This is a genomic window from Methylobacter tundripaludum, from assembly GCF_002934365.1.
GTDB lineage: Bacteria > Pseudomonadota > Gammaproteobacteria > Methylococcales > Methylomonadaceae > Methylobacter_A > Methylobacter_A tundripaludum_A.
The window spans coordinates 189,393-211,396 of the sequence record NZ_PTIY01000003.1; the positions used below are offsets into that span (position 1 = coordinate 189,393).

Genomic DNA, 22,004 nt, shown 5'->3' on the forward strand with positions numbered 1-22,004 from the left:
TATGGCTTTTAAAATTAAAGTACCGCTTCTACGTTTTTAACAACGTTTTCAACAGTAAAGCCGAAGTGCTTCATCAATACGCCGCCCGGTGCAGATTCGCCGAAAGTATCAATACCGACAACTGCGCCATCTAAGCCAACATATTTACGCCAAAAATCAGTAATACCTGCTTCAATCGCAACACGTTTCACCCCCGGTGTTAATATGCTGTCTTTATAAGCTTGATCTTGACGGTCAAATACATTTGTTGAAGGCATCGAAACAACACGCGCTTGAATTCCTTTTTCTGCTAAGGCTGCTTGCGATTTTATCGCTAAGTCGACTTCTGAACCGGTTGCAATCAGGATAACCTGGGCTTTACCCGCCGCTTCAGAAATGACATAAGCCCCTTTGCGGATAGCTGCGATTTGATCATCAGTACGCGCTATGAAAGGTAATCCTTGTCGACTTAACACCAAGCTTGTAGGTCCTGTCATACGTTCAACCGCCATGACCCAAGAAACGGCCGTTTCCGTGGTATCGGCAGGCCGCCAGACATCCATATTTGGAATGTAACGCATAGCAGAAGTGTTCTCAATCGGCTGATGTGTTGGACCGTCTTCGCCTTGCCCAATAGAATCATGGGTTAAAACAGCAATGGTGCGAATTTTCATTAACGCTGACATACGCAAAGCACTTTTTGCATAATCGGAGAACATGTGGAATGTTCCGCCGTAAGGTAATAAGCCACCATGTAACGCCATACCGTTCATAATAGTGTACATACCGAACTCACGCACACCGTAGGATATGTAATTACCTGGCTCTTTACCGCTGACATGTTTAAAGCTGCTGCAACTGGTTAAGTTAGAGCCTGTCAAATCCGCAGAACCACCTAAAAATTCAGGTAATGTAGGGGCTAATCCGCCGATCACTTTTTGTGAAGATTGACGCGAAGCCAGGTTTTCTGCTTTTGCGTTGGTCTCAGCAATCAATGCATCAGTCGCAGTCTTCCAATTAGCAGGCAACTCACCAGCCATACGACGTTTGAATTCTTCTGCTAATTCTGGATACTCCGCCGCGTAGGCAGAGAATTTAGCATCCCACGCTTCCTCAGCTTTCGCACCTTTTGCTTTAGCATCCCATCCAGCATAGACATCGGCAGGAATCTCAAACGGACCATGATCCCAACCTAGAGCAGCTTTAGTCAGATTGACCTCTGCTTCGCCTAAAGCCGCACCATGACATTCATGGGTACCTGCTTTGTTTGGCGAACCAAAACCAATAGTTGTTTTGCAGCAGATCAATGAAGGCATATCAGTTACCGCTTTAGCCGTGGCAATTGCCTTATTAATCTCTTCTGGATTATGCCCATCTACTGACTGAACATGCCAGCCATACGCCTCAAAACGTTTTGCCGTATCGTCCGTATACCAGCCTTCAATATGACCATCAATAGAAATACCGTTGTCATCCCAGAAAGCGATTAGATTGCCTAAACCCCAAGTACCTGCTAATGAACAGGCCTCATGAGAAATACCTTCCATCAAACAGCCATCACCCATGAACACATAGGTATGGTGATCAACAATTTTATGACCTGGTCGATTGAATTGGTCTGCAAGCAGTTTTTCAGCCATCGCAAAACCAACACCATTGGCAATGCCCTGTCCTAACGGACCAGTCGTTGTTTCAACACCTGGCGCATAACCGTATTCAGGGTGTCCCGCACATTTTGAATGTAGTTGACGGAAAGTGGCTAATTCACTCATGGGCAAATCATAGCCACTCAGATGCAATAACGAATAAATCAGCATTGATCCGTGACCGTTGGAAAGTACAAAACGGTCACGATCTGACCACTTTGGGTTGGACGGATTATGGCGCAGGTGATCATTCCATAAAACCTCGGCAATGTCCGCCATGCCCATAGGTGCGCCTGGATGTCCAGAGTTTGCTTTCTGCACGGCATCCATGCTCAAAGCGCGTATGGCGTTCGCTAATTCTCGACGCGAAGTCATATTCTTCTCCTTACTATTATTAGATTACTAAATGGTGACTTTTCAGTCTATTCGACTCTGCCACGAAATGTTCTTTCGGCGGTTACCCACAAGGATTAGAACGAGTGGTCATAACCACTCGTTCCTGTGCAGCTATTCTAAATTAGCGTGCCTTTCTCTCATGATTTCTTCTGGAATTCCCTTTTCATGGATAATATGAGAAATGGTTGCTTCCAAGAAAAACAAGGTAGATAGTTCAAACACAGTCCCCATAGGCATTCCTAACACCTTACCATACTGCTCCGCGTTACCGATTTGAAATACCGCATCTGCCAAGTCGCCAATGGTCGAACTGTTTTTTGCAGATATTAAGACTATCTTAGCACCTATTTTTTTTGCACTTTTAGTGAATGCTATTAGTTGCTCAGTCTCTCCAGAACCGGAAATAATGATCAACAAGTCACCGTTTTTAATGCTAGGCGTGACAATTTCACCGACGACGCTGACATCGTAACCGCCATGAACCAGTCTCATTGCAAAGAAATTTCCAACAAGCTTGGAACGCCCAGCACCTGCGATAAATATGCGCTTGGCGCTATCGAGCAATTGGGTCAACTTTACATCATAGGTATCATCTGTAGCTTCAAGAACACCTGAAATCTTTTCTATGATAAGTTGCTGATGCATAATTATACCGCGTCAACCAATTCGCGAATTTCACGCGCTGCATCAGCAGGTGAAGCCGCGCCATAGATTGCAGCGCCAACAACGATGATGTTTGCGCCTGCGCGAACTACATCTTGTACAGTTGACGGTTTAATACCACCGGCAACAGAAATTCTGACGTTTAAGCCTAATCTTGCGATGTCGTTCAAATCAGCGAAAGGCGTATGACCTGCTGCTTGCGCGTCCAGACCTGTGTGAATACCCATGATATGAGCACCCATTTCAGCAGTTGCGCGTGCACACGCCACTTTATCTTCAACATTAATTAAATCGATTTGGGCTTCTGCACCGTATGCATTTGCTGCTTTGATAACGCCTGCACAAGTTGCAAGGCCGGATACGCCTAGAACTGTACAAATATCAGCACCTGCTGCATAGAAAGGTGTTGCTTCGTATTCGCCTGCGTCCATAGTTTTAAGGTCAACCAAAAGCAGTTTCTCTGGGAATCTTGCTCTTAATTCTTTAACCAGGTTAAGGCCGTTATATTTAATGCATGGAGTTCCGATTTCAAAGATATCAACGTAAGGAGCTACTAAGGTAGCAAGGCCTACTGTTTGATCGAAATCTAATGAATCTAATGCCATTTGTATTAATGGTTTTGCCATGATGCGTGCTCCGATGGGTTATAGTAATAGTTATAATTTTAGTTACTTACTCTTTATGCGAACGTAACTTTAAAGTAGAAAGGGGATCGATGTCAATGCCCAATGCCCAATGTTCTACGTTGGCGCATGAATAACAGCCGGATGAACGAAAGATACAAACGGAATGTTATGGGCTTTAAATTTATATGCCTGAGATCAAGTCAACTTGCCCTTCATAATTATCTCATTCAGCCCGGTAGAATGCCCCTTAAACCCGGACTCATCAATATGAGAGATTCTTTACCCCGAAACCCACCCATACCACCGCAGAACCGTAGATAAGAGCATGATTAATTGCAAGTATTTCGACAGGCCAGCAATCAGCCTACAGCTAACATCATCTATAAATATCGCATAACTCGCACTACTGATCCGATTTCCAGCCGTTACGACGTGAGCCTGGACAAAATCAAGCGCTTTATGTCAAGCTTCAAACAAAAACCAATTATTAGAGAGAAACAACCTGATGGAACCTTTTACCAATATTCGCGCACTCATTATCGATATGGATGGCGTTTTATGGCATGGCGATCAACCAATGCCCGGACTGACTGACTTTTTTCAAACCCTGCGCAATCAACAAATCCGCTTTATTTTGGCGACCAACAACGCCCGGCTGACTCAAGAACAGTATGTAATCAAACTGGCGCAGATGGGCGTGGAAGTTACCCACAATGAAATCCTGACCTCCAGCATGGCGACAGCACTGTACCTGAGCGAACATAACAATCCCGCAGAAAGCCGCGTATTTGTAATCGGCGAAGATGGCGCCAGGCAACCGCTTATTGAACGCGGCTTTACCCTGACCGATCTCTATGAATTGAATGACGACAAAGACAATCCCGACATGGGGGCTGATATTGTTGTCTGCGGCATGGATAAAAACTTGTCATGGGACAAACTGGCAACCGCTACGCTGAATATTCGCGCCGGCGCCAAATTCATTGGCACCAATGCCGATACCACGTTACCCACAGAACGCGGCCTCACCCACGGCAACGGCGCAATTCTGGCCGCATTAACGGCCGCCACCGGCGTAACGCCAACCATCATCGGCAAACCCGAGCCCATCATCTATCAGCAAGCCCTCGCGTTGCTGGGCGTTGACCCTGCTCAAACAGTCGCTATCGGTGACCGGCTGGAAACTGACATTCTTGGCGCCGTTCGCACCGGCATACGCAGCCTTATGGTTTTATCGGGCGTATCCACCGAAGAAGATTTTAAGACATCGGATTACCGCCCCACCTGGGTTATGCCGGACATCCGCGCCGTGACACAAGCCTTGCAAAACTAACTATTCTTGCCTACATGGATGCAGGCAATAGGCATAAACACCACTATAAATATATGCCTTGACGGCCATATTGCCTTTACTACGCAATCAGACTCACTGTCGCCATTATGAAAACAACCCGGAGCCGCTTTAATGAAAAAACTCATCAATAACATTGATACCCTGCTTGACGAGAGCCTTTCAGGTTTTGCCAAAGCCCATGCAGATATAATTCAATTCAACGCCCAACCTCATTTCGTCAAGCGCATAAAACCCACAGCACCCGGCAAAGTTGCACTGATTTCCGGCGGCGGCTCAGGCCATGAGCCTTTGCATACAGGCTTTGTCGGTTCGGGTATGCTCGACGCCGCCTGCCCTGGTCAAATATTCACCTCCCCCACTCCCGATCAAATGCTGGCGGCTGCACAAGCCGTAGAAAACGGCGGCGGCGTTTTATTCATCGTCAAAAACTATGCAGGCGATGTGATGAATTTCGAAATCGCGGCTGAAATGCTGGATTGTCCGCACGAAACCCTATTGGTCAGCGACGACGTCTCCTTCCCCAAAACCCATAGCACAGGACGGCGCGGCGTTGCAGGCACCCTGATTGTTGAAAAAATCGTCGGCGCGGCGGCGGAATCGGGGGCGGACTTAGCTACCTGCAAGGCATTAGGCGATAGGGTCAACCTTGTCACAGCATCAATGGGTGTGGCATTAAGCAGCTGCACCGTCCCCGCACTGGGCAAGCCCACTTTCGACATCGGCGACAACGAAATAGAAATGGGCGTAGGCATTCACGGCGAGCGCGGACGCGAGCGCAGAGCCATGAGCAGCGCTACCGAAATTGTCGACTACCTGGCAGGCAGTATTGATGACGATCTGAAACCGCAAAAGGGCCAATCGGCGTTGTTGCATATAAACGGTTTCGGTGCGACGCCTTTGATGGAATTGCACCTGATTTATGAATTGGCATCCCGGTTCTGGGAAAAACGCGGCGTTAACATCTGCCGCTCCCTGGTCGGCAACTACACCACTTCACTCGATATGGCGGGCTGCTCTATCACCCTGAGCTTGCTTGATGATGAACTGCTCCGCCTGTGGGACGCCCCCGTCCATACTGCAACCTTACGATGGGGTTGTTAAATTTTCTGTCAACACACCGACCAGCGCGCAAATCATTAACTGACTGGTTTTAGCGCCCGCATCGATATGCCCTCGGCTGCGCTCCTCCAGAAAAGAAGCGCGGCCTTTGGTGGCCACCATGTCCCGGGTAGACTCCATTCCTGTTATCGCCGCCTGCACAACATTTTTCAGAACGTCAGATAACGCCACAGAATCGGTTGCAGCCTGCCGCAAACTTGCCGCCACAGGAATCAACACATCCAACATTGTTTTCTCGCCTGCATCCGCCTTGCCTCGCAGCTTTACCGCATCCACACCGCTACTGAATATCTCTGCAAAAGTTTGCAAATCCAAAGCCCGTTCGACTCCGCTCACGACAGGCCGTTCGCGAGCCGCCTTGCTCATCGCAACAAACAGCGTACCGTATAAAGAACCTGATGCACCGCCCACCGCCGTCATCATAGTCATACCGATTTTCTGCCAGGTCGCCGCCCAATCAAGCTGAGCCGCCAATTCATCGCTTTGAGCTGTCAGCGCCTTGATTCCGCGCTGTAGATTAGTCACATGATCGCCATCGCCGATAGCCTGATCCAACGCAGTCACTTCTTCGGCGTTTGCTTCGATTACATTATCAATTGCCTGAATCAGGCGGGGTAATAGTGCAGGAACAAATTGCATGGCATCCTCCAATTCAAAAAAAGTAATCTGGGTAATCTTTAATCCCCCTTAGCGCCAATCATACCCCAAGCTGCACACCATCAGTTAGTTAAGCTAAAAAGATAGCTTCAATTCTTCCTTGTTCTTTATTTGTTCTCGTGCTATATTTTTTAAAAACAAACAAAGAACAGACTATGATTAAATCACTCACTAGAAAGCAACAAGAAGTCTTCGATTTCTTATTGCAAAATCAGGATAAGTTTCCCCATCCGCCAACGCTGGAAGAGCTTTGTGCGTGCATGGGCTTAAAGTCTCGCGGCTCCTTGCATAACCATATTAAGGCCTTGATTAACGAAAACCTGATCGAAGCTCCCGAACGCAAACAGCGCGGTATTCGCCTGACGAACTACGCAAAAGAAATGATCAATCATTCCGACGATCAAAGCTCGCTGCCGTTTGTCGGCATTATTGCCGCCGGAAAACCGATCGAAGCCGTCGAAAATATCACTTATATGGCTATTCCTGAGCAGCTGAAAACGCAAAAGCCCTGCTATATCCTTAAAGTGAAGGGCGACTCAATGATTGAGCAAGGCATCTATGATGGCGACTGGGTGATCATTGAACAACGCAGCTATGCCCGTAATGGTGAAATTGTGGTGGCCTTGATCAACAAAGCCGAGGCCACGCTGAAATTTATTGAGCAATACCCCCACGAAACATTACTTATCCCCGCTAACTCAGCGATGGAAGCGATGCACTACAACCCCGAGCAAGTTGAAATTCAAGGCGTATTAGTAGGCCAAATGCGCAGCTATACTAAAAATCATTAGGAGAAATACCATGTTGCAACAACGAATACACATGCGCGACCAAGTGACCAATCGAGTTGAACTGATTATGGGGGACGGCAAACCGCCGTTCGCTGAACGAATCGAGGAATTTGCAACGACCCTGTTGTTTGTGGTCATTATTATCTTTCTTGTTCGTATATAAGAACCCTGAATAAACCAATCGCTGCTATGAAACAGCATTCCCCCGGCATGGCAACCAAACTCAGCCCCATTAAGTTGAGTTTGCCATGCCGGGTGTTCTGACAGGCCACCTCGAATTATCCCGGCTGAAGCCCACCGGGTTAATGCAAATCTGCCAGAGGTAAATTTGCACCGGCATCCAGCCACGGCTGCGATTTATAAGGCCGTAAATTCCGGTATTCCCTGCCGGAACCTTAACTTAATGGCGCAGAGCTATTAACCTCGGCTTTTACAACAGACAACTACCAAGCAGCCTGTTGCATTACCGCTTTTATTCATCCGTTTGGCTAATATGCCTTGAAAAAATCATCGACAAAAGATATGGTTCGCGCGGAAATAACAGTGCGCTCCATTTAATTGCCTTATCCAGAACATACCTGATTTAGATGACCGACTTTCTGGCGCACAAAACCATTCACAGCGTTGAGCCGGTTATACCCTGCTCCTATCAAACGCCACCCTCCCCCTTACCTGCAAGGTTACTATAAATGCCCATTTCGCTTGCCGTTGTTGAAAACGTGATCCGTGAAGCCGGATCGATCGCCATGACTCATTTTAAAGACCTGAAGAATTTAGAAGTGACTAAAAAAAGTCCCCGCGACCTGGTCACCGCTGCCGACGTCGCTGTTGAAGCTTTTTTACAAGAAGCCCTGGCCAAGCATTACCCGCAATTCGGTTTCTGGGGCGAAGAAAGCGGTCAAAGCGCCAATCAAACCAGCCGCTGGATCGTCGACCCGATTGATGGAACGCATTCATTCTCGAGAGGCCAGTATTTTTGGGGCATCAGCGTCGCACTGGAAATCGATCAGGAGCTAGTTTTCGGGGCCGTCTATGCGCCCGCACTGGATGATTACTATGCCGCCGAAAAAGGCAAAGGAGCCTGGAAAAACGGCCGGCCCATTACCGTATCCAACGAAAACAACCTTGCCGACGCAATGATCGCGACCGGGTTCGCCTGCTTGCGCTCTTACTTAAAAGAAAACAATCTTCAGCGCTTCTGCCGGATCGCCGAGATAACAACCGGGCAGCGCCGTTTCGGTTCTGCGGCAATCGACCTGTGCCTGGTTGCGGATGGTCAAGTTGATGCGTTTTGGGAGCAGGAACTAAACCTGTATGACGTTGCCGCCGGCGCATTGATTGCAGAGGAAGCAGGCGCTACGATTACCGACTTTCAAGGTAATAAAGGACTCTTTCCGAAAAATATCCTGGCAACCAACGGGAAGATTTTTAACCAGATACTTCCGCTGATGTAAAAACTTTATTTACAGCTTTAGGAAAACACATTCCATTCCCCAAAAAGTGCCTTTTGCCTATGGCTGTAAAAGGTACTCGCTTAACGTCTTGCCCGGAACCGCAGGCTGCCCGGTTTTTTGACAGGCCGATGAAGCTCCCATTGAACAAGCTTGTTGATAGGCTTGTGCCGCTGCCACATATTGATTAAGCGCTTCTAACGCCCGCGCTTTACCGAGATAAGCAGTTGTATGTTTTGGTTCGAGTTCGATAGTTTTATTAAAATCACCTAACGCTTGCAAATACTGGTGACTTTCCAAATAGGCTGAACCTCTATTATTATAGGCATAGGGAGCAAGGTAACCTGAATCCCTCCCCAATCTGATTGCTTTAGTATAGTCTTCAATAGCTTCAAAATACTGTTTTTGATGATTGAAAGCATTTCCGCGATTATAAAAAATTCTTTCCATACCTGGATAGTATTCTTCATTATGCTCGACCAGTCGTGCAGCGTCATCCCACAATAATAAAGGATGCGAAAAGGTTCTCAGCCGGAGCCAGGATAAAGGCATCATAAACAATACGACAAACAAGAGCGCATATATCGCTTGCTTGGCGTTTAATTTTTGACACAAAAAAGGTAAGGCAGCCATGGCACCTGCCATCCACAGGTAACTGCGATAAAGAACAAAAGATTCTTGAATCCTTATGGTTGAAAGCTCAGTAGCAAATAATAACCAAGGACAAAGTAAAGAAAATCCCAGCAAGCCATTTATTCCTCTCTGCCCCAACAGGCGAGCTGCTATGATAGGGTAAAACACAAAACCAATTAAACCGGCAATTTCCGGCCACGACCATAGTCGCAAAGCGAAGGTCTGGTAAATATCAACTGACATCCACGCAGGGCTTGGGGCAATCCATACCCATAGATATTTAAAAAACAAGAAAGACTGCGTCAGCATCGACAAAGGATAAGCTAATCGCTCATCGAAACCCGAACCCAGCGAAGACATTAGATTTGCGGCTATTGGTTCATAAGCCTGTCCCAATATATGCCTTGCCTTGATCTGGAAAACGACAAATCCGCCTATCAAACCATAGAGCACAAAGGTCGGCCAAACCAGCATCAATCGTTGGCGGATAGGTTGATTGTTGATCAACAGGAATAGAACTATCGTTACCGCAGGCACCATAATCGCATGCTCTTTCGAGAGTACAGCCAGAAAATAAGTGACGACGGAAGCCAGCAGCCAGCGGTAGTTGTCTCTGATTAGCCCCTCAAGAAACAAACGCCAGGTTAATAAGGCGAACAACGTCGCCATCAGAGTGGAACGCTGAACTAAATAGGCTGCCGCATAAACGGAGACAGGATGCAAAGCGAAGATCAATGCCCCAAAAAAAGCCAACCAATGTGGCGACAGAGTCTCTTTACTTTCGTCATTATCGGGAATAATCCGTTCAAACAATCGGCGCAAAAATATAAATAGTGCAACAGTCGTTGCAAGATGCAGCGCTAGGTTACCGACGCGAAACCAGATCAGGTCCAAACCGAATAGTGAACGAGTCCATTCAAGGGTAGCGTATGGCAACCAGCGTAAATCAAAACTGAATACTTTATCCAAGTATTGATTATGAATCGTACCATCGAAAAAATATTCATCATCGAAAACCACAGGATTCCAGAGAAACTGGCTGTAAAGCAAAGCAACCGGCAAGCATAAAACCAGTGATGATAAAAAAGTTCTGCAAGGGAAACGAGGGGGGGTAGATTGACTCATAATCGGTATTTCCTGGAGTAGTTCGAAATTTTGACTGCCCAAAACAAGGTGATCGTGGTAGTCCACCAGTAAGCGTCTAGGCTCGCGATCAATTCAGCAAGCCACTCGCGTATTATCACCATCGCAGCTTTCTGTGGAATCAACAATGATATGCAACACACCACCCACAATAAGCGTTTGATTTAGTTGATTCAAATGAGTAACAAAAAAGGGCATCCGGAGATGCCCTTGGGTTGTATTCTAATTATCCTGCAAGATAGCCGTGGCTTTACTTGCTAACTGGATAAATTAGTTATTCTTTGTAATTGCAGCCAGAGCAGCAGGGTGAGTTACAGTCGTAGTGTTTGCCCATGTTATGGCGCTGGTACCAACGGTTGGTGTAAAGGTGATCGCTAGACCGTCTACGCCAGTGCCTATACCTGTAGCTAAAGTAGCTGTTATTACGCCGGCGGCAACAGTGGCTGAAGCCATTTCTTTAGTTGCAGTAAAGACAGGAACACCGTTACTACCGGTACTACAGTTAGTCAATATACCACCTGCTTCCTGCGCGCAAACACCGACAGCGGTCTTTAATGCGTCCACTGAAGTAAGAGCATTCCCGATTTTGGCTTTAATTGTGTAATCCTGATAAGCAGGAATCGCAACAGCCGCTAAAATACCGATGATCGCAACCACGATCATTAATTCGATCAGGGTGAAACCTTGTTGTGCTTTTTTCATTGATAATGAATTCATCAGTTAATCCTCTTAAAGTTAAAAATAAACAACACTTAAAGCATATGCATAAGTTATGCCAAGCTTTCTAAGAACTCGCGTTCAATTTTCTACCACAGACCTATATTCTTTATAAAACAGGCAAATAGTCTTACTCAAGCAATCACAGGCTCTGTTAAGAACCCGCCAATAGTGCAAGCCGAAAAGACCCGTCAAAATAGAAATGCCCGACAAAAAACGCTGCCATGATAAAATGCCGGTCAAAAAACCCTGCCACGACAACAATGCCGACCCAAAAGCCTTGCCAACACATTACACTCATTTGAAATCGGGGATGTAACATGCAGCACATCAGCCTTCAAGCAGCCTCTACATTAACCGAATGGAGCGAACGCACCATAAGACGCCGCATCGCCGACGGCAGTGTAAAGTGCTCCGATAACGGAGCCAATTACAAAACCATGATCTGCTTCGATTCGATCAAACAGGATATTTGCATTGCGCTTGAAGCCGACGATATTGAACTTCTCAAAACCGCCGACTCCGGCGATGCAAAAGCACAAAATGACTTGGCATTGCTTTTTTTAGAAAAAAACAAATTAAAAAGCGCTGTGTACTGGCTGGAATTGTCGGCAAAGCAAAATTTTACCGACGCCATGCACTTGCTGGGGCGTTGCTATTTGGAGGGTAACGGCTTACCTAAAGACGACAGCCTTGCCATTATGTGGATTGCCAAAGCGGCTTCACTGGGTCATTCGATTGCGCTTACGCAAATTCAATCGATGCGCCTGACTTAAAAGCCCGCCAGACAAGCCAATTCAGGTACTTTACGATTAGGAGCGATTAAAACGCCAATCGCATCGCTTGCATCCAGGCAGTTTGAAATTACTGCGGCACTGGATTTTCTATTTCAGGGATTCTGAGACGTGTGAATACCAAACAACCGTCGACTAAAATAGACGGTTGTTTGGTAAAAGACTTTTTACCGGCTTACTGCAACTTGGCCTTAAGCATTTTATTCACTTCGCCGGGATTTGCCTTGCCCTGCATTTCTTTCATCACCTGCCCGACAAAAAATCCGAAGACTTTATCCTTACCGCTACGGTATTGCTCAACCTGATCCTGGTTGTCGGCGATAATTTTGTCGATAATGGCTTCTATCGCGCCGGTGTCGGTGATTTGCTTCAGGCCTTTGGCTTCGATGATTTCGTCGGCTGTCGCGGTACCCTGCCACAGTTCTTCGAACACCTGCTTGCCGATCTTGCCGGAAATGGTGTCGTCGCTGATGCGCTTTAACAATCCTGCCAGACGTTCGTGACTGACCGGCGAATCGGTAATTTCCAGACCGGCTTTGTTCAACGCGGCCAGCAGATCGCCGGTCACCCAGTTGGCGCAAATTCTCGCTTCGCAGCCCGATTCTTTAACCACGGCTTCGAAATAATCGGCCAGCTGACGCGAAGAAGTCAGAATGGTTGCGCTTTCTTCATCCAAGCTGTAATCAGCTTTAAAGCGCTGCTTTTTTGCCTGAGGCAATTCCGGCAACTGGGCTTTTATCTGCGCCTTAAAGTCCTCATCAATCAGCACCGGCAACAGGTCGGGATCGGGAAAATACCGGTAATCGTTGGCCTCTTCCTTGCTGCGCATCGAACGGGTTTCATCCTTGTCGGAATCATACAACCGGGTTTCCTGAACCACGACGCCGCCGCTTTCTATCAGCTCTATTTGCCGCTCGACTTCGTGGTTGATGGCTTTTTCGACAAACTTAAATGAATTGATGTTTTTAAGCTCTGTCCGCGTGCCGAATTCTTGTTGGCCTTTTGGACGTACCGATACGTTGGCATCGCAACGGAACGAACCTTCCTGCATATTGCCGTCGCAAATACCCAGATAGCGCACCAGTTCGTGCATTTTTCTCATGTAAGCCACGGCTTCCTTGGCCGAACTCATTTCCGGCTCGGAAACGATTTCCAGCAACGGCGTACCGGCGCGGTTTAAATCGATTCCGGTCAAGCCGTGAAAATTTGCATGCAGCGATTTGCCGGCGTCTTCCTCCAAATGTGCGCGGGTGACGCCGATACGTTTAGTTACGCCGTCAACGTCGATATCCAAATGCCCGTTACCGACGATAGGCAGATCCATCTGGCTGATTTGGTAGCCTTTGGGCAAGTCCGGGTAAAAATAGTTTTTCCTGGCGAACACGGAGTACGGCGCAATATGCGCCTCTATCGCCATACCGAAGACGACAGCCATGCGCACGGCCTCTTCATTCAATACCGGCAATACGCCCGGAAAGCCTAAATCGACTGCGCAGGCTTGGGTGTTGGGTTCGGCGCCGTAAGCGGTTGAAGCGCCGGAAAAGATTTTTGATTGAGTAGCGAGTTGGGCGTGAATTTCCAAGCCGATTACTGTTTCCCATTGTGAATTCATTTTGATAGTTCCTTTTATTCGGCAAAAACGTCAGCTAGATCAATGTGCAGCTCAGGAAAAAGATAAGGTTTTGCCAAATCGTCGCCGGCATACATGGCGAAAAGTTGGTATTTTTCAGTGTCTTGATCCAGCACAAACTGATAGACCGCTTGTTCGTAGGGATAAACCAACCAGTACTCGATGACGCCGTTTTCCTGATAAATATCGTATTTAAGGCGCATTTCTTTCTTGGTGTTACCGGGCGAGAGCACTTCGATAATCCAGTCCGGCGCGCCGTTGCAGCCTTGTTCAGTGAGCTTGTCTTTGTCGCAGATAACGCATAAATCGGGCTGGACGACGCTGAAAACTTGCTGATCGGTCAGCCTGGATTTTTTACTGTTATAGAGCTTGATGTCGAATGGCGCGTAAAAAAGTTTGCAGGTTTTTTTGTGGAAATACTGATAAAGACTGCCGCCCAGGTTGGTAATAACGCTCTGATGTTTCAGACTAGGCGCTGGCGACATCGCCATGATCTTGCCCTTGATCAGTTCAACGGTTTCCTCCAGCTGCCAAGTCAAATAATCGGCATAACTGTAGGTGGCGTTTAAATCCAATTGCGAGAGCTCTGTGATTTTAGTCATGTCTGCTTCTCCTTATTCAAAACCTTTTGGCGTTTGTTGATGCCAATCGGTGACTTGCTGATACTGATGGGCAATATTCAACAGCCGGTCTTCGGCAAAATAATTGCCGATGATCTGCAAACCCACGGGTTTGCCCCCGGCAAACCCGGCGGGAACCGACATAGCCGGCAAGCCGGCAAGATTAATCGCAATCGTGTAAATATCGGATAAATACATTTCAATCGGGTTGCCGATTTTCTCGCCGATGCCGAACGCGGTGGATGGCGTGACCGGCCCCATAATCACGTCGACTTCCGACAGCGCTCTTTTGAAGTCCTCGCTGATCAGGCGGCGGATTTTTTGCGCCTTAATATAATAAGCGTCGTAATAACCTGCCGACAGCGCATAAGTCCCCATCAAAATGCGGCGTTTGACTTCTTTGCCGAAGCCTTCACCGCGCGAGCGGGTGTAAAGATCGGTTAGATCCAGCGGATTTTCGCAGCGATGGCCGAAACGCACGCCGTCAAAACGCGACAGGTTGGCGGAGCATTCGGCGGGCGCAATCACATAATAAGCGGGAATGGCTAGCTCCAGAGTGGGCATCGATACTTCCGTTACTGTCGCGCCCAATTTTTTGTATTCGTTAACCGCGGCTTCAATCGCCGCCGCCACATCGCTGTTTAAGCCTTCGCCGAAAAATTCTTTGGGCAGACCGATTTTCAACCCTTCGAGCCTGTTGTTTAACCCGGCCATATAATCGGGTACGGACACATCGACGCTGGTTGAATCTTTTTCATCGAAACCGGCCATGGTTTGCAGCATGATCGCCGCATCCTCGGCGCTACGGGTCATCGGCCCGCCCTGATCCAAACTGGAGGCATAAGCAATCATGCCGTAACGGGAGACCCGTCCGTAGGTGGGTTTTAATCCGGTAATGCCGCAAAGAGCGGCAGGTTGGCGTATCGAACCTCCGGTATCGGTGCCTGTCACACAAACCGCAAGACGCGCCGCCACAGCCGCAGCCGAGCCGCCTGATGAACCGCCTGGGACTGTATTAGTGTCCCAGGGGTTTTTGACCGCGCCGTAATAACTGGTTTCGTTGGATGAACCCATCGCAAACTCGTCCATGTTCAGTTTGCCCAGCATCACCGCACCGGCGTTATTGAATTTATCCACCACCGTCGCATTGTAGGGCGCAATAAAATTATCCAGCATTTTTGAGCCGCAGCTGGTTTTAACGCCCTCGGTGCAAAAAATGTCTTTTTGCGCAACCGGAATGCCGGTCAGCAGTTCCGCATCGCCCTTCGCCAGCCTGGCGTCGGCTGCCTTGGCTTGCTGCAAGGCCGGATCTTCAGTGACGGTAATATAAGCGTTAAGCGAGCTATATTGTTTGATCCTGTCCAAAAAAGCAGAGGTCAATTCCACGCTGGAAAACTCACCGGAACGCAGGCCCTTGGCTAATTCTGCAATTGTTTTGTTATGCATAGTTGTTACTCTTCCCTTTTACTCAATCACTTTGGGTACTAGATAAAGTCCCGCTTCTACTTGCGGCGCGATAGCCTGGAATTTTTCGCGATTGTCCTGTTCGGTTACCCGATCGGCTCGCAAGCGTTGCGCCTGGTCCATCGGGTGGGCCATAGGCTCGACGCCATCGGTGTCAAGATCGCTCATCCGCGTCATCAAATCCAGCATTCCTGATAAATCCTTTGCATACGAGGCAACATCTTGTTCCTCGATCCCCAGACGCGCCAAATGCGCTATTTTCTTCACATCATCCGCCGTTAAAGACACAATTAACTCCCAATAAAAATTTTCAGAGACTCTATTACTATTATGTTTATAATACGTTATATCTTGCTCAAATACTCGCTTGATTGATAAAGTAACATACAATTATTCCCCATAAGGATACAGGTAAAAATGTTCAAAAGAATTCGCGGCCTTTTCTCCAACGATCTCGCTATTGACTTAGGAACCGCCAATACATTGATCTACATTCCCGGACAGGGAATTGTGCTTAATGAACCCTCGGTTGTCGCCATCAAAGAAGACAGAATCCGCGGCGCTAAAACAATTGCCGCTGTCGGTCTTGATGCAAAACTGATGTTGGGCCGCACACCGGGCAATATTACTGCAATCCGTCCGTTAAAGGACGGCGTCATCGCCGATTTTGCGGTCACCGAACGGATGCTGCGGTTTTTTATCGAAAAAGTCCATCAAAGCAAAATGCTGCGCCCCAGTCCTCGCATTTTAATCTGCGTTCCTTGCGGTTCAACGCAAGTTGAACGCCGCGCCATTCGCGAATCTGCGGCAATGGCCGGGGCGCGCGAAGTTTATCTGATTGAAGAACCCATGTCTGCGGCTATCGGCGCAGGCTTGCCGGTCGAAGAAGCCTGCGGCTCTATGGTGTTGGACATCGGCGGCGGCACCTCTGAAGTGGCGGTCATCTCAATTAACGGCATCGTTTATTCCTCGTCTGTCCGTATCGGCGGCGACCGTTTTGATGAAGCCATCATCAATTATGTCCGCAGAAACTACGGCACCTTAATCGGCGAGGCCACTGCGGAGAGAATCAAACAAGAAATCGGCACGGCTTACCCCGGCAGTGAAGTCAGGGAAATCGAAGTGAAAGGCCGCAATCTGGCGGAAGGTGTGCCGCGCAGCTTTTCCCTGAACAGCAATGAAATCCTTGAAGCTTTGCAGGAACCGCTATCAGGCATAGTCGGCGCGGTAAAATTAGCCTTGGAGCAAACTCCGCCTGAACTCGGTTCGGACGTAGCAACCCGCGGCATATTCTTGACCGGCGGCGGTGCATTATTGAAAGATATAGATCGGCTCATCGCCGAAGAAACGGGTCTGCCCGTTTACATAGCGGAAGACCCGCTAACCTGTGTCGCCAGAGGCGGAGGCATGGTTCTGGAAATGCTGGATAAAAAAGGGGTTTCGACTTTTTCTCTGGAGTAATCAAGCGTAATCATCCTTTAAATCGTTTATTTGGACAGCGTGCAGTTTGTCGGGTTACGCGGATATTCGCTCCTGCAATGCCTGTATAATCACATCCATGTGACTTATGCAGGCGGCAGAGCAATGCATAGGCAATTGCCGGGCGTAGTGTAACCCGCAAACCAACGCCGTACCCGCTGGGTTGCGGAGCAAAGAAACGCGCTTAATCCAACCTACATAGAGAGGCATCCCGCTATAAAACTTTTATTTGCTACCGGTCCTTCCATCAACACCCGCCTGCTTGTGGCAATAATTGCTTCAGTCGCTTTACTGATCACTGAACACCGTAGCCATCGATTGGACTCGCTTCGAGCCACGTTATCCGTTCTTGTCGACCCGTTAAAATATCTGGTCGATTTGCCGACAGTTCTGATCGAGCAAACTACCGAATCTGTCCGTTCATACTCAACTCTAAAAAAAGAAAACGCCCAATTACGCGACGAACAATTCATCGATAAAACCCGCTTGCTTAAATTTGAGTCGTTGGAAAAAGAAAACATTCGTCTGCGTGCGTTATTGGAAAACTCGTTTAAACTCGGTGAACAGCTGCTGATCGCAGAATTACTGTCGATCAATACGGCGCCTTACGAAAATATAGTCGTCGTCAACAAAGGCACTCGTTTCGGCGTTCACCCGCAACAGCCGGTGCTCGATGCGAACGGCGTTGTCGGCCAGGTTTTTCGCGCATTACCGTTCAGCTCCGAAATCATGTTAATTACCGACCCGAACCATGCCATACCGGTACAGGTCAATCGTAACGGCCTGCTGACCATTGCGGTAGGCAGCGGCCAACTGAACCGCCTTAATTTGCCCTTCCTGCCGAATAATGCGGATATTCGCCCCGGCGACTTACTGATCACATCGGGTTTAGGCGGCACTTTTCCGTCAGGTTATCCGGTTGCTATTGTCGATGATTTTACTCCGATGTCTAACAAACCTTTCGTCAACATTACCGCCACTCCCAAAGCCATGCTGGACCGGAACAGGGAGTTGCTGATCGTCTGGAGCGACTCGTCCCCGGTTTCGCTGACCACACCATTGAGCGAAAAGCCCACCGAATCTCCCCCCCATGACCAACCCGCTGGGACCGGAACAGTCGGTAACTCCCTACCCGCCGCAAGTGGATCGGCGCGGAACACGCCAGCTGGAATAAACCGTGACGACAAATCCGCCGGGAGCGGATTGACACATAAAACGCCCGTAGCGGAACAGGCAGATACAGACAATGATGAATAGCTACGCAGGTTTTGGCCGCATTTTCCTGACGATTGTCATGGCGATGTGCCTAAGAATTACACCTTGGCCCGGCTTCCTGTCCGGCATCAATCCTGACTGGGTGCTGCTGGCGCTTATCTACTGGGCAATTGCCGTACCGGAGCGCGTCGGTATCTTTCATGCCTGGATCATCGGATTACTGACCGATGTGTTGACCGGAAGAGTATTCGGCCAATACGCACTGGCCTATTCGTTGATCATTTATTTGTGCCTGATAATGCACAAACGTTTGCGCCAATTTCCCTTGCCCCAGCAGAGCCTATTTATTTTCTCTTGCCTGCTGTTTTCCCAAATACTGCTGTTTTGGCTAAAGAATATTCAGCATCCCACTCAACTGCATGCTTCTTTCTGGCTGCCTGTTTTTACCGGCACATTCTGCTGGCCACTGCTCTATACCGCACTACGTCGCGTCCGCTTGTCACGACGCACTAAATAACCCCCCCTGTAGTCGCCATGTCTCGTATCTATACGATTAAAAATAAGCTGGAAGAGAGCCGTCTATTTCTCAACCGCATTATTGCAGCCTTTGTTGTCATGCTGCTGTTAACATCCGGCTTGATTGTCCGTCTGGTTTATCTGCAAATTGTCGGGCACGAACATTACGCAACACTGGCAAAAGACAACAGCATCAAGATCGAACCGCTGGTACCGACGCGGGGCATTATTTATGACCGGCACGGCAAAGTCCTGGCCGACAACACCCAGTCTTTCAGCCTGGAGCTGATCCCGGAGCAAATCAAGGATCTTGATGACACGCTACAGCGTTTACAAAAACTGCTCAATATCTCAGACGAAAAAATCGACCAATACCAGAAACAACGCAAACGGCAAAAACGCTTCGTCAGTACGCCTTTATTAATAAGTATGACCGATGAAGAAATCGCCAAATTTGCCGTAGTCCGGCCTTATTTCCCCGGCGTCGACATTCAAACGCGCCTGGTCCGGCATTACCCCTACGCCGAATTAGCCTCCCATGTTGTCGGTTACGTGGCCCGCATCAACGAGACGGAAATGAAATCCCTGCCCGTCGCGGAATATCGGGGGTCGACTCATGTCGGCAAGATAGGTATAGAAAGCACTTACGAGACAGAACTGCACGGCAAGACCGGCTATGCGGAAATAGAAACAAATGTACAGGCGCGCGCGATCAACACGGTGAACTCGGTCCCGCCGGTACCGGGCGAAAATCTATATCTGACGCTGGATATAGATTTGCAGAAAACCGCTTATGACACCCTAGGCGACTACAACGGCGCGATAGTCGCCATTGAGGTTAAAACCGGCGGCGTGTTAGTCTTCGCGAGCCGTCCCGGCTTCGACCCCAACCCGTTTGTTATCGGCATCGCCAATGACGCGTACCAAGCTCTGCAATCCTCCGAAAATCAGCCGCTCTATAACCGCGCATTGCGTGGCTTGTATCCGCCGGGATCAACCGCCAAGCCGTTTGTCGCATTGGCGGGGCTTGAATACAATGCGATAAGCCCCGAACACAAGATTTTCTGTCCCGGCTATTATCAGCTGCCCAATGTCAGCCATCATTATCGGGATTGGAAAAAAGGCGGGCATGGCTCGGTTAATATGTCCGAAGCGATCACCCAATCCTGCGACGTGTATTTTTACAGCCTGGCGTCCACGCTGGGCATAGACCGTATGCACAGTTTTTTACAGCACTTTGGTTTTGGTGAAAAATCCGGCATTGATCTGGTCGGCGAGAAGCAAGGGTTATTGCCGTCACGCGAGTGGAAACGCAATCAACGCAATCAGTCCTGGTATCCGGGAGAAACACTGATCACCGGGATAGGCCAGGGATTTCTTCAAGTTACACCGATACAGCTGGCGAGGGCCACTGCGACATTGGCGAATAAAGGCAAGGTTGTAAGCCCTTTTCTGGTCAGGCATACCCCGGATCCCGACGCCACCGCCCCGGTTATAGAAAACCTTGAACTGAACCCTGAAAATATCAATACGATTACCGCAGCTATGGTCAATGTTATTCACGACGCACACGGCACAGCAAAAAGCATCGGTAAAAACATCAGCTATCAAATAGCCGGAAAAACAGGAACGGCGCAGGTTTTCAACATTAAGCAGGATGCAAAATACAACGAAAACGACATCGACTTCAAATTGCGCGATCACGCCTTATTTATTTCTTTCGCCCCGGCTGACGATCCCAAAATTGCAGTTGCGGTCGTCGTTGAGAACGGCGGTCACGGCGGCTCTGTCGCAGCGCCCATGGCGGGGCAGGTTATCAAGCAATATTTAGAGGGCAACAATGAAAACTGAAACCCGTAGCGAACAATTTCACCCGCCGTCACTGATCGGCAATGTCCTCAGAAAACTGCATATCGATATTCCTTTATTTATCGGCTTGTTGCTGATCTCGCTGTTGAGCTTTGTGATCCTTTACAGCGCGGGCAGCCAGGATATGGATGTACTGATGCGCCAGGCGGCGCGCGTCGGACTGGCTTTCCTTTTAATGACGGCGCTGGCTCATGTCGATCCTTACCAATTTAAGCGCTATTCAGCGCTGCTGTTTAGCTTTGGCATCTTATTGTTGATTGCGGTGCTGATTCTGGGGCAATTCGGTAAAGGCGCGCAACGCTGGCTGGACCTTGGCGTTTTTCGCTTCCAGCCATCGGAAATGATCAAAATCACCACACCGATGATGATCGCTTGGTATTTGGCCGAACACGCTTTGCCGCCAAAACCAAAGCAATTGCTGATCGCCGGCATACTGATCATTATTCCAACCTTGTTGATCGCCAAACAACCTGATCTGGGCACCGCATTACTGGTCGCCAGCTCCGGCGCTGCGGTACTGTTTTTTGCCGGCCTGTCCTGGCGGTTCATGCTGGCAATCTGCACCATACTGGCGGGACTGACACCGATACTCTGGCATTTTATGCGTCCCTATCAACGCGACCGGGTGCTCACCTTCTTGAATCCTGAAGCCGATCCTCTAGGCAGGGGCTATCATATTATCCAATCGAAAATCGCAATCGGCTCCGGCGGCATCTACGGCAAAGGCTGGCTGGGCAGCACCCAGTCGGAACTGGACTTTTTACCGGAAAGCTCCACCGACTTTATTTTCGCAGTCTTTGCCGAAGAATTCGGACTGTTCGGCTGCGTAAGTCTGCTGACCTTGTACCTGCTTATCATCAGCCGCTGCCTGTATATCGCCTCGCAAGCCCAGGATACTTACAGCCGTTTATTGGCGGGCAGCTTGGCCTTCACCTTTTTTGTTTATGTTTTTGTTAACATCGGCATGGTCATCGGCGTACTTCCTGTTGTCGGCGTTCCATTGCCATTAATCAGTTACGGCGGCACCTCCATCGTAACCTTGCTGGCCGGATTCGGCATTCTTATGTCGATTCATACGCATAAAAAATTCCTGCCGCACTCGTGAGGCTAAAGGCTAAAGGCTAAAGGCTAAAGGCTAAAGGCTAAAGGCTAAAGGCTAAAGGCTAAAAATTGTGGACCTTTAAATCTTCGATTGATACCTTAAAATTTCCGCCTCACTTATAAATCTCAAACAAGCTCTAA

Annotated in this window: 21 protein-coding genes; 11 read left to right on the top strand and 10 right to left on the bottom strand. The window is 48.6% G+C overall.

Annotated elements, in window-relative coordinates:
* Positions 1 to 14: 14 nt before the first annotated feature.
* The 3 genes from tkt to hxlA form a co-directional block, all read right to left on the bottom strand.
* Positions 15 to 2,000 (bottom strand): transketolase, encoded by a 1,986-nt coding sequence (gene tkt, locus B0F88_RS05115; protein WP_104422861.1) that lies wholly within the window; start codon positions 1,998 to 2,000, stop codon positions 15 to 17.
* A 132-nt stretch (positions 2,001 to 2,132) separates the two neighbouring features.
* Positions 2,133 to 2,666 carry a 6-phospho-3-hexuloisomerase gene (hxlB, locus tag B0F88_RS05120; protein WP_104422862.1) on the bottom strand — a complete coding sequence of 178 codons (534 nt, stop codon included), beginning with the start codon at positions 2,664 to 2,666 and terminating at the stop codon, positions 2,133 to 2,135.
* A gap of 2 nt (positions 2,667 to 2,668) precedes the next feature.
* Complete coding sequence (gene hxlA / locus B0F88_RS05125; RefSeq protein ID WP_104422863.1) at positions 2,669 to 3,310, bottom strand: 3-hexulose-6-phosphate synthase; 642 nt, start codon at positions 3,308 to 3,310, stop codon at positions 2,669 to 2,671.
* Between the two features lie 505 nt (positions 3,311 to 3,815).
* On the opposite strand from hxlA, the gene B0F88_RS05130 reads away from it, so the two are divergent.
* Both B0F88_RS05130 and dhaK read left to right on the top strand, forming a co-directional pair.
* Positions 3,816 to 4,643: an HAD-IIA family hydrolase gene (locus B0F88_RS05130; protein WP_104422864.1), complete on the top strand. Its 828-nt coding sequence runs from the start codon at positions 3,816 to 3,818 to the stop codon at positions 4,641 to 4,643.
* A 132-nt stretch (positions 4,644 to 4,775) separates the two neighbouring features.
* The gene (gene dhaK / locus B0F88_RS05135; RefSeq protein ID WP_104422865.1) at positions 4,776 to 5,765 is read left to right on the top strand and encodes a dihydroxyacetone kinase subunit DhaK; all 990 of its coding nucleotides are present in this window, start codon (positions 4,776 to 4,778) and stop codon (positions 5,763 to 5,765) included.
* On the opposite strand, the gene dhaL is transcribed toward dhaK, so the two are convergent.
* Positions 5,748 to 6,422: a dihydroxyacetone kinase subunit DhaL gene (dhaL, locus tag B0F88_RS05140; protein ID WP_104422866.1), complete on the bottom strand. Its 675-nt coding sequence runs from the start codon at positions 6,420 to 6,422 to the stop codon at positions 5,748 to 5,750. The genes dhaK and dhaL overlap by 18 nt on opposite strands.
* 173 nt (positions 6,423 to 6,595) lie before the next feature.
* On the opposite strand from dhaL, the gene lexA reads away from it, so the two are divergent.
* The 3 genes from lexA to B0F88_RS05150 all read left to right on the top strand — a co-directional run bounded on the left by lexA (position 6,596) and on the right by B0F88_RS05150 (position 8,685).
* The gene (gene lexA / locus B0F88_RS05145) at positions 6,596 to 7,231 is read left to right on the top strand and encodes a transcriptional repressor LexA (protein WP_104422867.1); all 636 of its coding nucleotides are present in this window, start codon (positions 6,596 to 6,598) and stop codon (positions 7,229 to 7,231) included.
* A 10-nt stretch (positions 7,232 to 7,241) separates the two neighbouring features.
* Positions 7,242 to 7,394, top strand: a complete 153-nt coding sequence (locus B0F88_RS19315; protein ID WP_181049837.1) for a hypothetical protein — start codon at positions 7,242 to 7,244, stop codon at positions 7,392 to 7,394.
* A 526-nt stretch (positions 7,395 to 7,920) separates the two neighbouring features.
* Positions 7,921 to 8,685, top strand: coding sequence for an inositol monophosphatase family protein (locus B0F88_RS05150; protein ID WP_104422868.1), 765 nt, complete (start codon positions 7,921 to 7,923; stop codon positions 8,683 to 8,685).
* 57 nt (positions 8,686 to 8,742) lie between these two features.
* Here the strand turns inward: B0F88_RS05150 and B0F88_RS05155 are convergent, their stop codons facing one another.
* Both B0F88_RS05155 and B0F88_RS05160 read right to left on the bottom strand, forming a co-directional pair.
* Positions 8,743 to 10,440, bottom strand: coding sequence for a tetratricopeptide repeat protein (locus tag B0F88_RS05155; RefSeq protein ID WP_146083317.1), 1,698 nt, complete (start codon positions 10,438 to 10,440; stop codon positions 8,743 to 8,745).
* A 288-nt stretch (positions 10,441 to 10,728) separates the two neighbouring features.
* A complete protein-coding gene (locus B0F88_RS05160; RefSeq protein WP_104422870.1) occupies positions 10,729 to 11,160 on the bottom strand; it encodes a pilin in 432 nt (143 codons plus the stop codon).
* A 335-nt stretch (positions 11,161 to 11,495) separates the two neighbouring features.
* Between B0F88_RS05160 and B0F88_RS05165 the strand changes: the two genes are divergently transcribed.
* Positions 11,496 to 11,951 carry a tetratricopeptide repeat protein gene (locus B0F88_RS05165; protein WP_104422871.1) on the top strand — a complete coding sequence of 152 codons (456 nt, stop codon included), beginning with the start codon at positions 11,496 to 11,498 and terminating at the stop codon, positions 11,949 to 11,951.
* A 193-nt stretch (positions 11,952 to 12,144) separates the two neighbouring features.
* Here B0F88_RS05165 and gatB read toward each other — a convergent pair whose 3' ends face one another.
* Genes gatB through gatC form a run of 4 tightly spaced genes read right to left on the bottom strand, consistent with a single transcriptional unit; the run spans position 12,145 to position 15,971 of the window.
* A complete protein-coding gene (gene gatB / locus B0F88_RS05175) occupies positions 12,145 to 13,581 on the bottom strand; it encodes an Asp-tRNA(Asn)/Glu-tRNA(Gln) amidotransferase subunit GatB (RefSeq protein ID WP_104422872.1) in 1,437 nt (478 codons plus the stop codon).
* 14 nt (positions 13,582 to 13,595) lie between these two features.
* A complete protein-coding gene (locus tag B0F88_RS05180) occupies positions 13,596 to 14,201 on the bottom strand; it encodes a Uma2 family endonuclease (protein ID WP_104422873.1) in 606 nt (201 codons plus the stop codon).
* 12 nt (positions 14,202 to 14,213) lie between these two features.
* Positions 14,214 to 15,665 carry an Asp-tRNA(Asn)/Glu-tRNA(Gln) amidotransferase subunit GatA gene (gatA, locus tag B0F88_RS05185; RefSeq protein WP_104422874.1) on the bottom strand — a complete coding sequence of 484 codons (1,452 nt, stop codon included), beginning with the start codon at positions 15,663 to 15,665 and terminating at the stop codon, positions 14,214 to 14,216.
* Positions 15,666 to 15,683: 18 nt separating this feature from the next.
* Positions 15,684 to 15,971, bottom strand: a complete 288-nt coding sequence (gatC, locus tag B0F88_RS05190; RefSeq protein ID WP_104422875.1) for an Asp-tRNA(Asn)/Glu-tRNA(Gln) amidotransferase subunit GatC — start codon at positions 15,969 to 15,971, stop codon at positions 15,684 to 15,686.
* 129 nt (positions 15,972 to 16,100) lie between these two features.
* Between gatC and B0F88_RS05195 the strand changes: the two genes are divergently transcribed.
* The 5 genes from B0F88_RS05195 (at position 16,101) to rodA (ending at position 21,867) form a co-directional block, all read left to right on the top strand.
* Positions 16,101 to 17,144 (top strand): rod shape-determining protein, encoded by a 1,044-nt coding sequence (locus B0F88_RS05195; protein WP_104422876.1) that lies wholly within the window; start codon positions 16,101 to 16,103, stop codon positions 17,142 to 17,144.
* Positions 17,145 to 17,426: 282 nt separating this feature from the next.
* Positions 17,427 to 18,419, top strand: a complete 993-nt coding sequence (gene mreC, locus B0F88_RS05200; protein ID WP_374953571.1) for a rod shape-determining protein MreC — start codon at positions 17,427 to 17,429, stop codon at positions 18,417 to 18,419.
* Positions 18,412 to 18,894, top strand: coding sequence for a rod shape-determining protein MreD (gene mreD / locus B0F88_RS05205; protein ID WP_181049843.1), 483 nt, complete (start codon positions 18,412 to 18,414; stop codon positions 18,892 to 18,894). Before mreC ends, mreD begins: the two co-directional genes overlap by 8 nt.
* 17 nt (positions 18,895 to 18,911) lie before the next feature.
* Positions 18,912 to 20,744, top strand: coding sequence for a penicillin-binding protein 2 (mrdA, locus tag B0F88_RS05210; RefSeq protein ID WP_104422879.1), 1,833 nt, complete (start codon positions 18,912 to 18,914; stop codon positions 20,742 to 20,744).
* Positions 20,734 to 21,867, top strand: a complete 1,134-nt coding sequence (gene rodA, locus B0F88_RS05215) for a rod shape-determining protein RodA (protein ID WP_104422880.1) — start codon at positions 20,734 to 20,736, stop codon at positions 21,865 to 21,867. Before mrdA ends, rodA begins: the two co-directional genes overlap by 11 nt.
* Positions 21,868 to 22,004: the final 137 nt, after the last annotated feature.

Coding starts and splice junctions, on each gene's coding strand:
- tkt (WP_104422861.1), bottom strand. CDS start 2,000: ATGACTTCGCGTCGAGAATTAGCGAACGCCATACGCGCTTTGAGCATG.
- hxlB (WP_104422862.1), bottom strand. CDS start 2,666: ATGCATCAGCAACTTATCATAGAAAAGATTTCAGGTGTTCTTGAAGCT.
- hxlA (WP_104422863.1), bottom strand. CDS start 3,310: ATGGCAAAACCATTAATACAAATGGCATTAGATTCATTAGATTTCGAT.
- B0F88_RS05130 (WP_104422864.1), top strand. CDS start 3,816: ATGGAACCTTTTACCAATATTCGCGCACTCATTATCGATATGGATGGC.
- dhaK (WP_104422865.1), top strand. CDS start 4,776: ATGAAAAAACTCATCAATAACATTGATACCCTGCTTGACGAGAGCCTT.
- dhaL (WP_104422866.1), bottom strand. CDS start 6,422: ATGCAATTTGTTCCTGCACTATTACCCCGCCTGATTCAGGCAATTGAT.
- lexA (WP_104422867.1), top strand. CDS start 6,596: ATGATTAAATCACTCACTAGAAAGCAACAAGAAGTCTTCGATTTCTTA.
- B0F88_RS19315 (WP_181049837.1), top strand. CDS start 7,242: ATGTTGCAACAACGAATACACATGCGCGACCAAGTGACCAATCGAGTT.
- B0F88_RS05150 (WP_104422868.1), top strand. CDS start 7,921: ATGCCCATTTCGCTTGCCGTTGTTGAAAACGTGATCCGTGAAGCCGGA.
- B0F88_RS05155 (WP_146083317.1), bottom strand. CDS start 10,440: ATGAGTCAATCTACCCCCCCTCGTTTCCCTTGCAGAACTTTTTTATCA.
- B0F88_RS05160 (WP_104422870.1), bottom strand. CDS start 11,160: ATGAAAAAAGCACAACAAGGTTTCACCCTGATCGAATTAATGATCGTG.
- B0F88_RS05165 (WP_104422871.1), top strand. CDS start 11,496: ATGCAGCACATCAGCCTTCAAGCAGCCTCTACATTAACCGAATGGAGC.
- gatB (WP_104422872.1), bottom strand. CDS start 13,581: ATGAATTCACAATGGGAAACAGTAATCGGCTTGGAAATTCACGCCCAA.
- B0F88_RS05180 (WP_104422873.1), bottom strand. CDS start 14,201: ATGACTAAAATCACAGAGCTCTCGCAATTGGATTTAAACGCCACCTAC.
- gatA (WP_104422874.1), bottom strand. CDS start 15,665: ATGCATAACAAAACAATTGCAGAATTAGCCAAGGGCCTGCGTTCCGGT.
- B0F88_RS05195 (WP_104422876.1), top strand. CDS start 16,101: ATGTTCAAAAGAATTCGCGGCCTTTTCTCCAACGATCTCGCTATTGAC.
- mreD (WP_181049843.1), top strand. CDS start 18,412: ATGAATAGCTACGCAGGTTTTGGCCGCATTTTCCTGACGATTGTCATG.
- mrdA (WP_104422879.1), top strand. CDS start 18,912: ATGTCTCGTATCTATACGATTAAAAATAAGCTGGAAGAGAGCCGTCTA.
- rodA (WP_104422880.1), top strand. CDS start 20,734: ATGAAAACTGAAACCCGTAGCGAACAATTTCACCCGCCGTCACTGATC.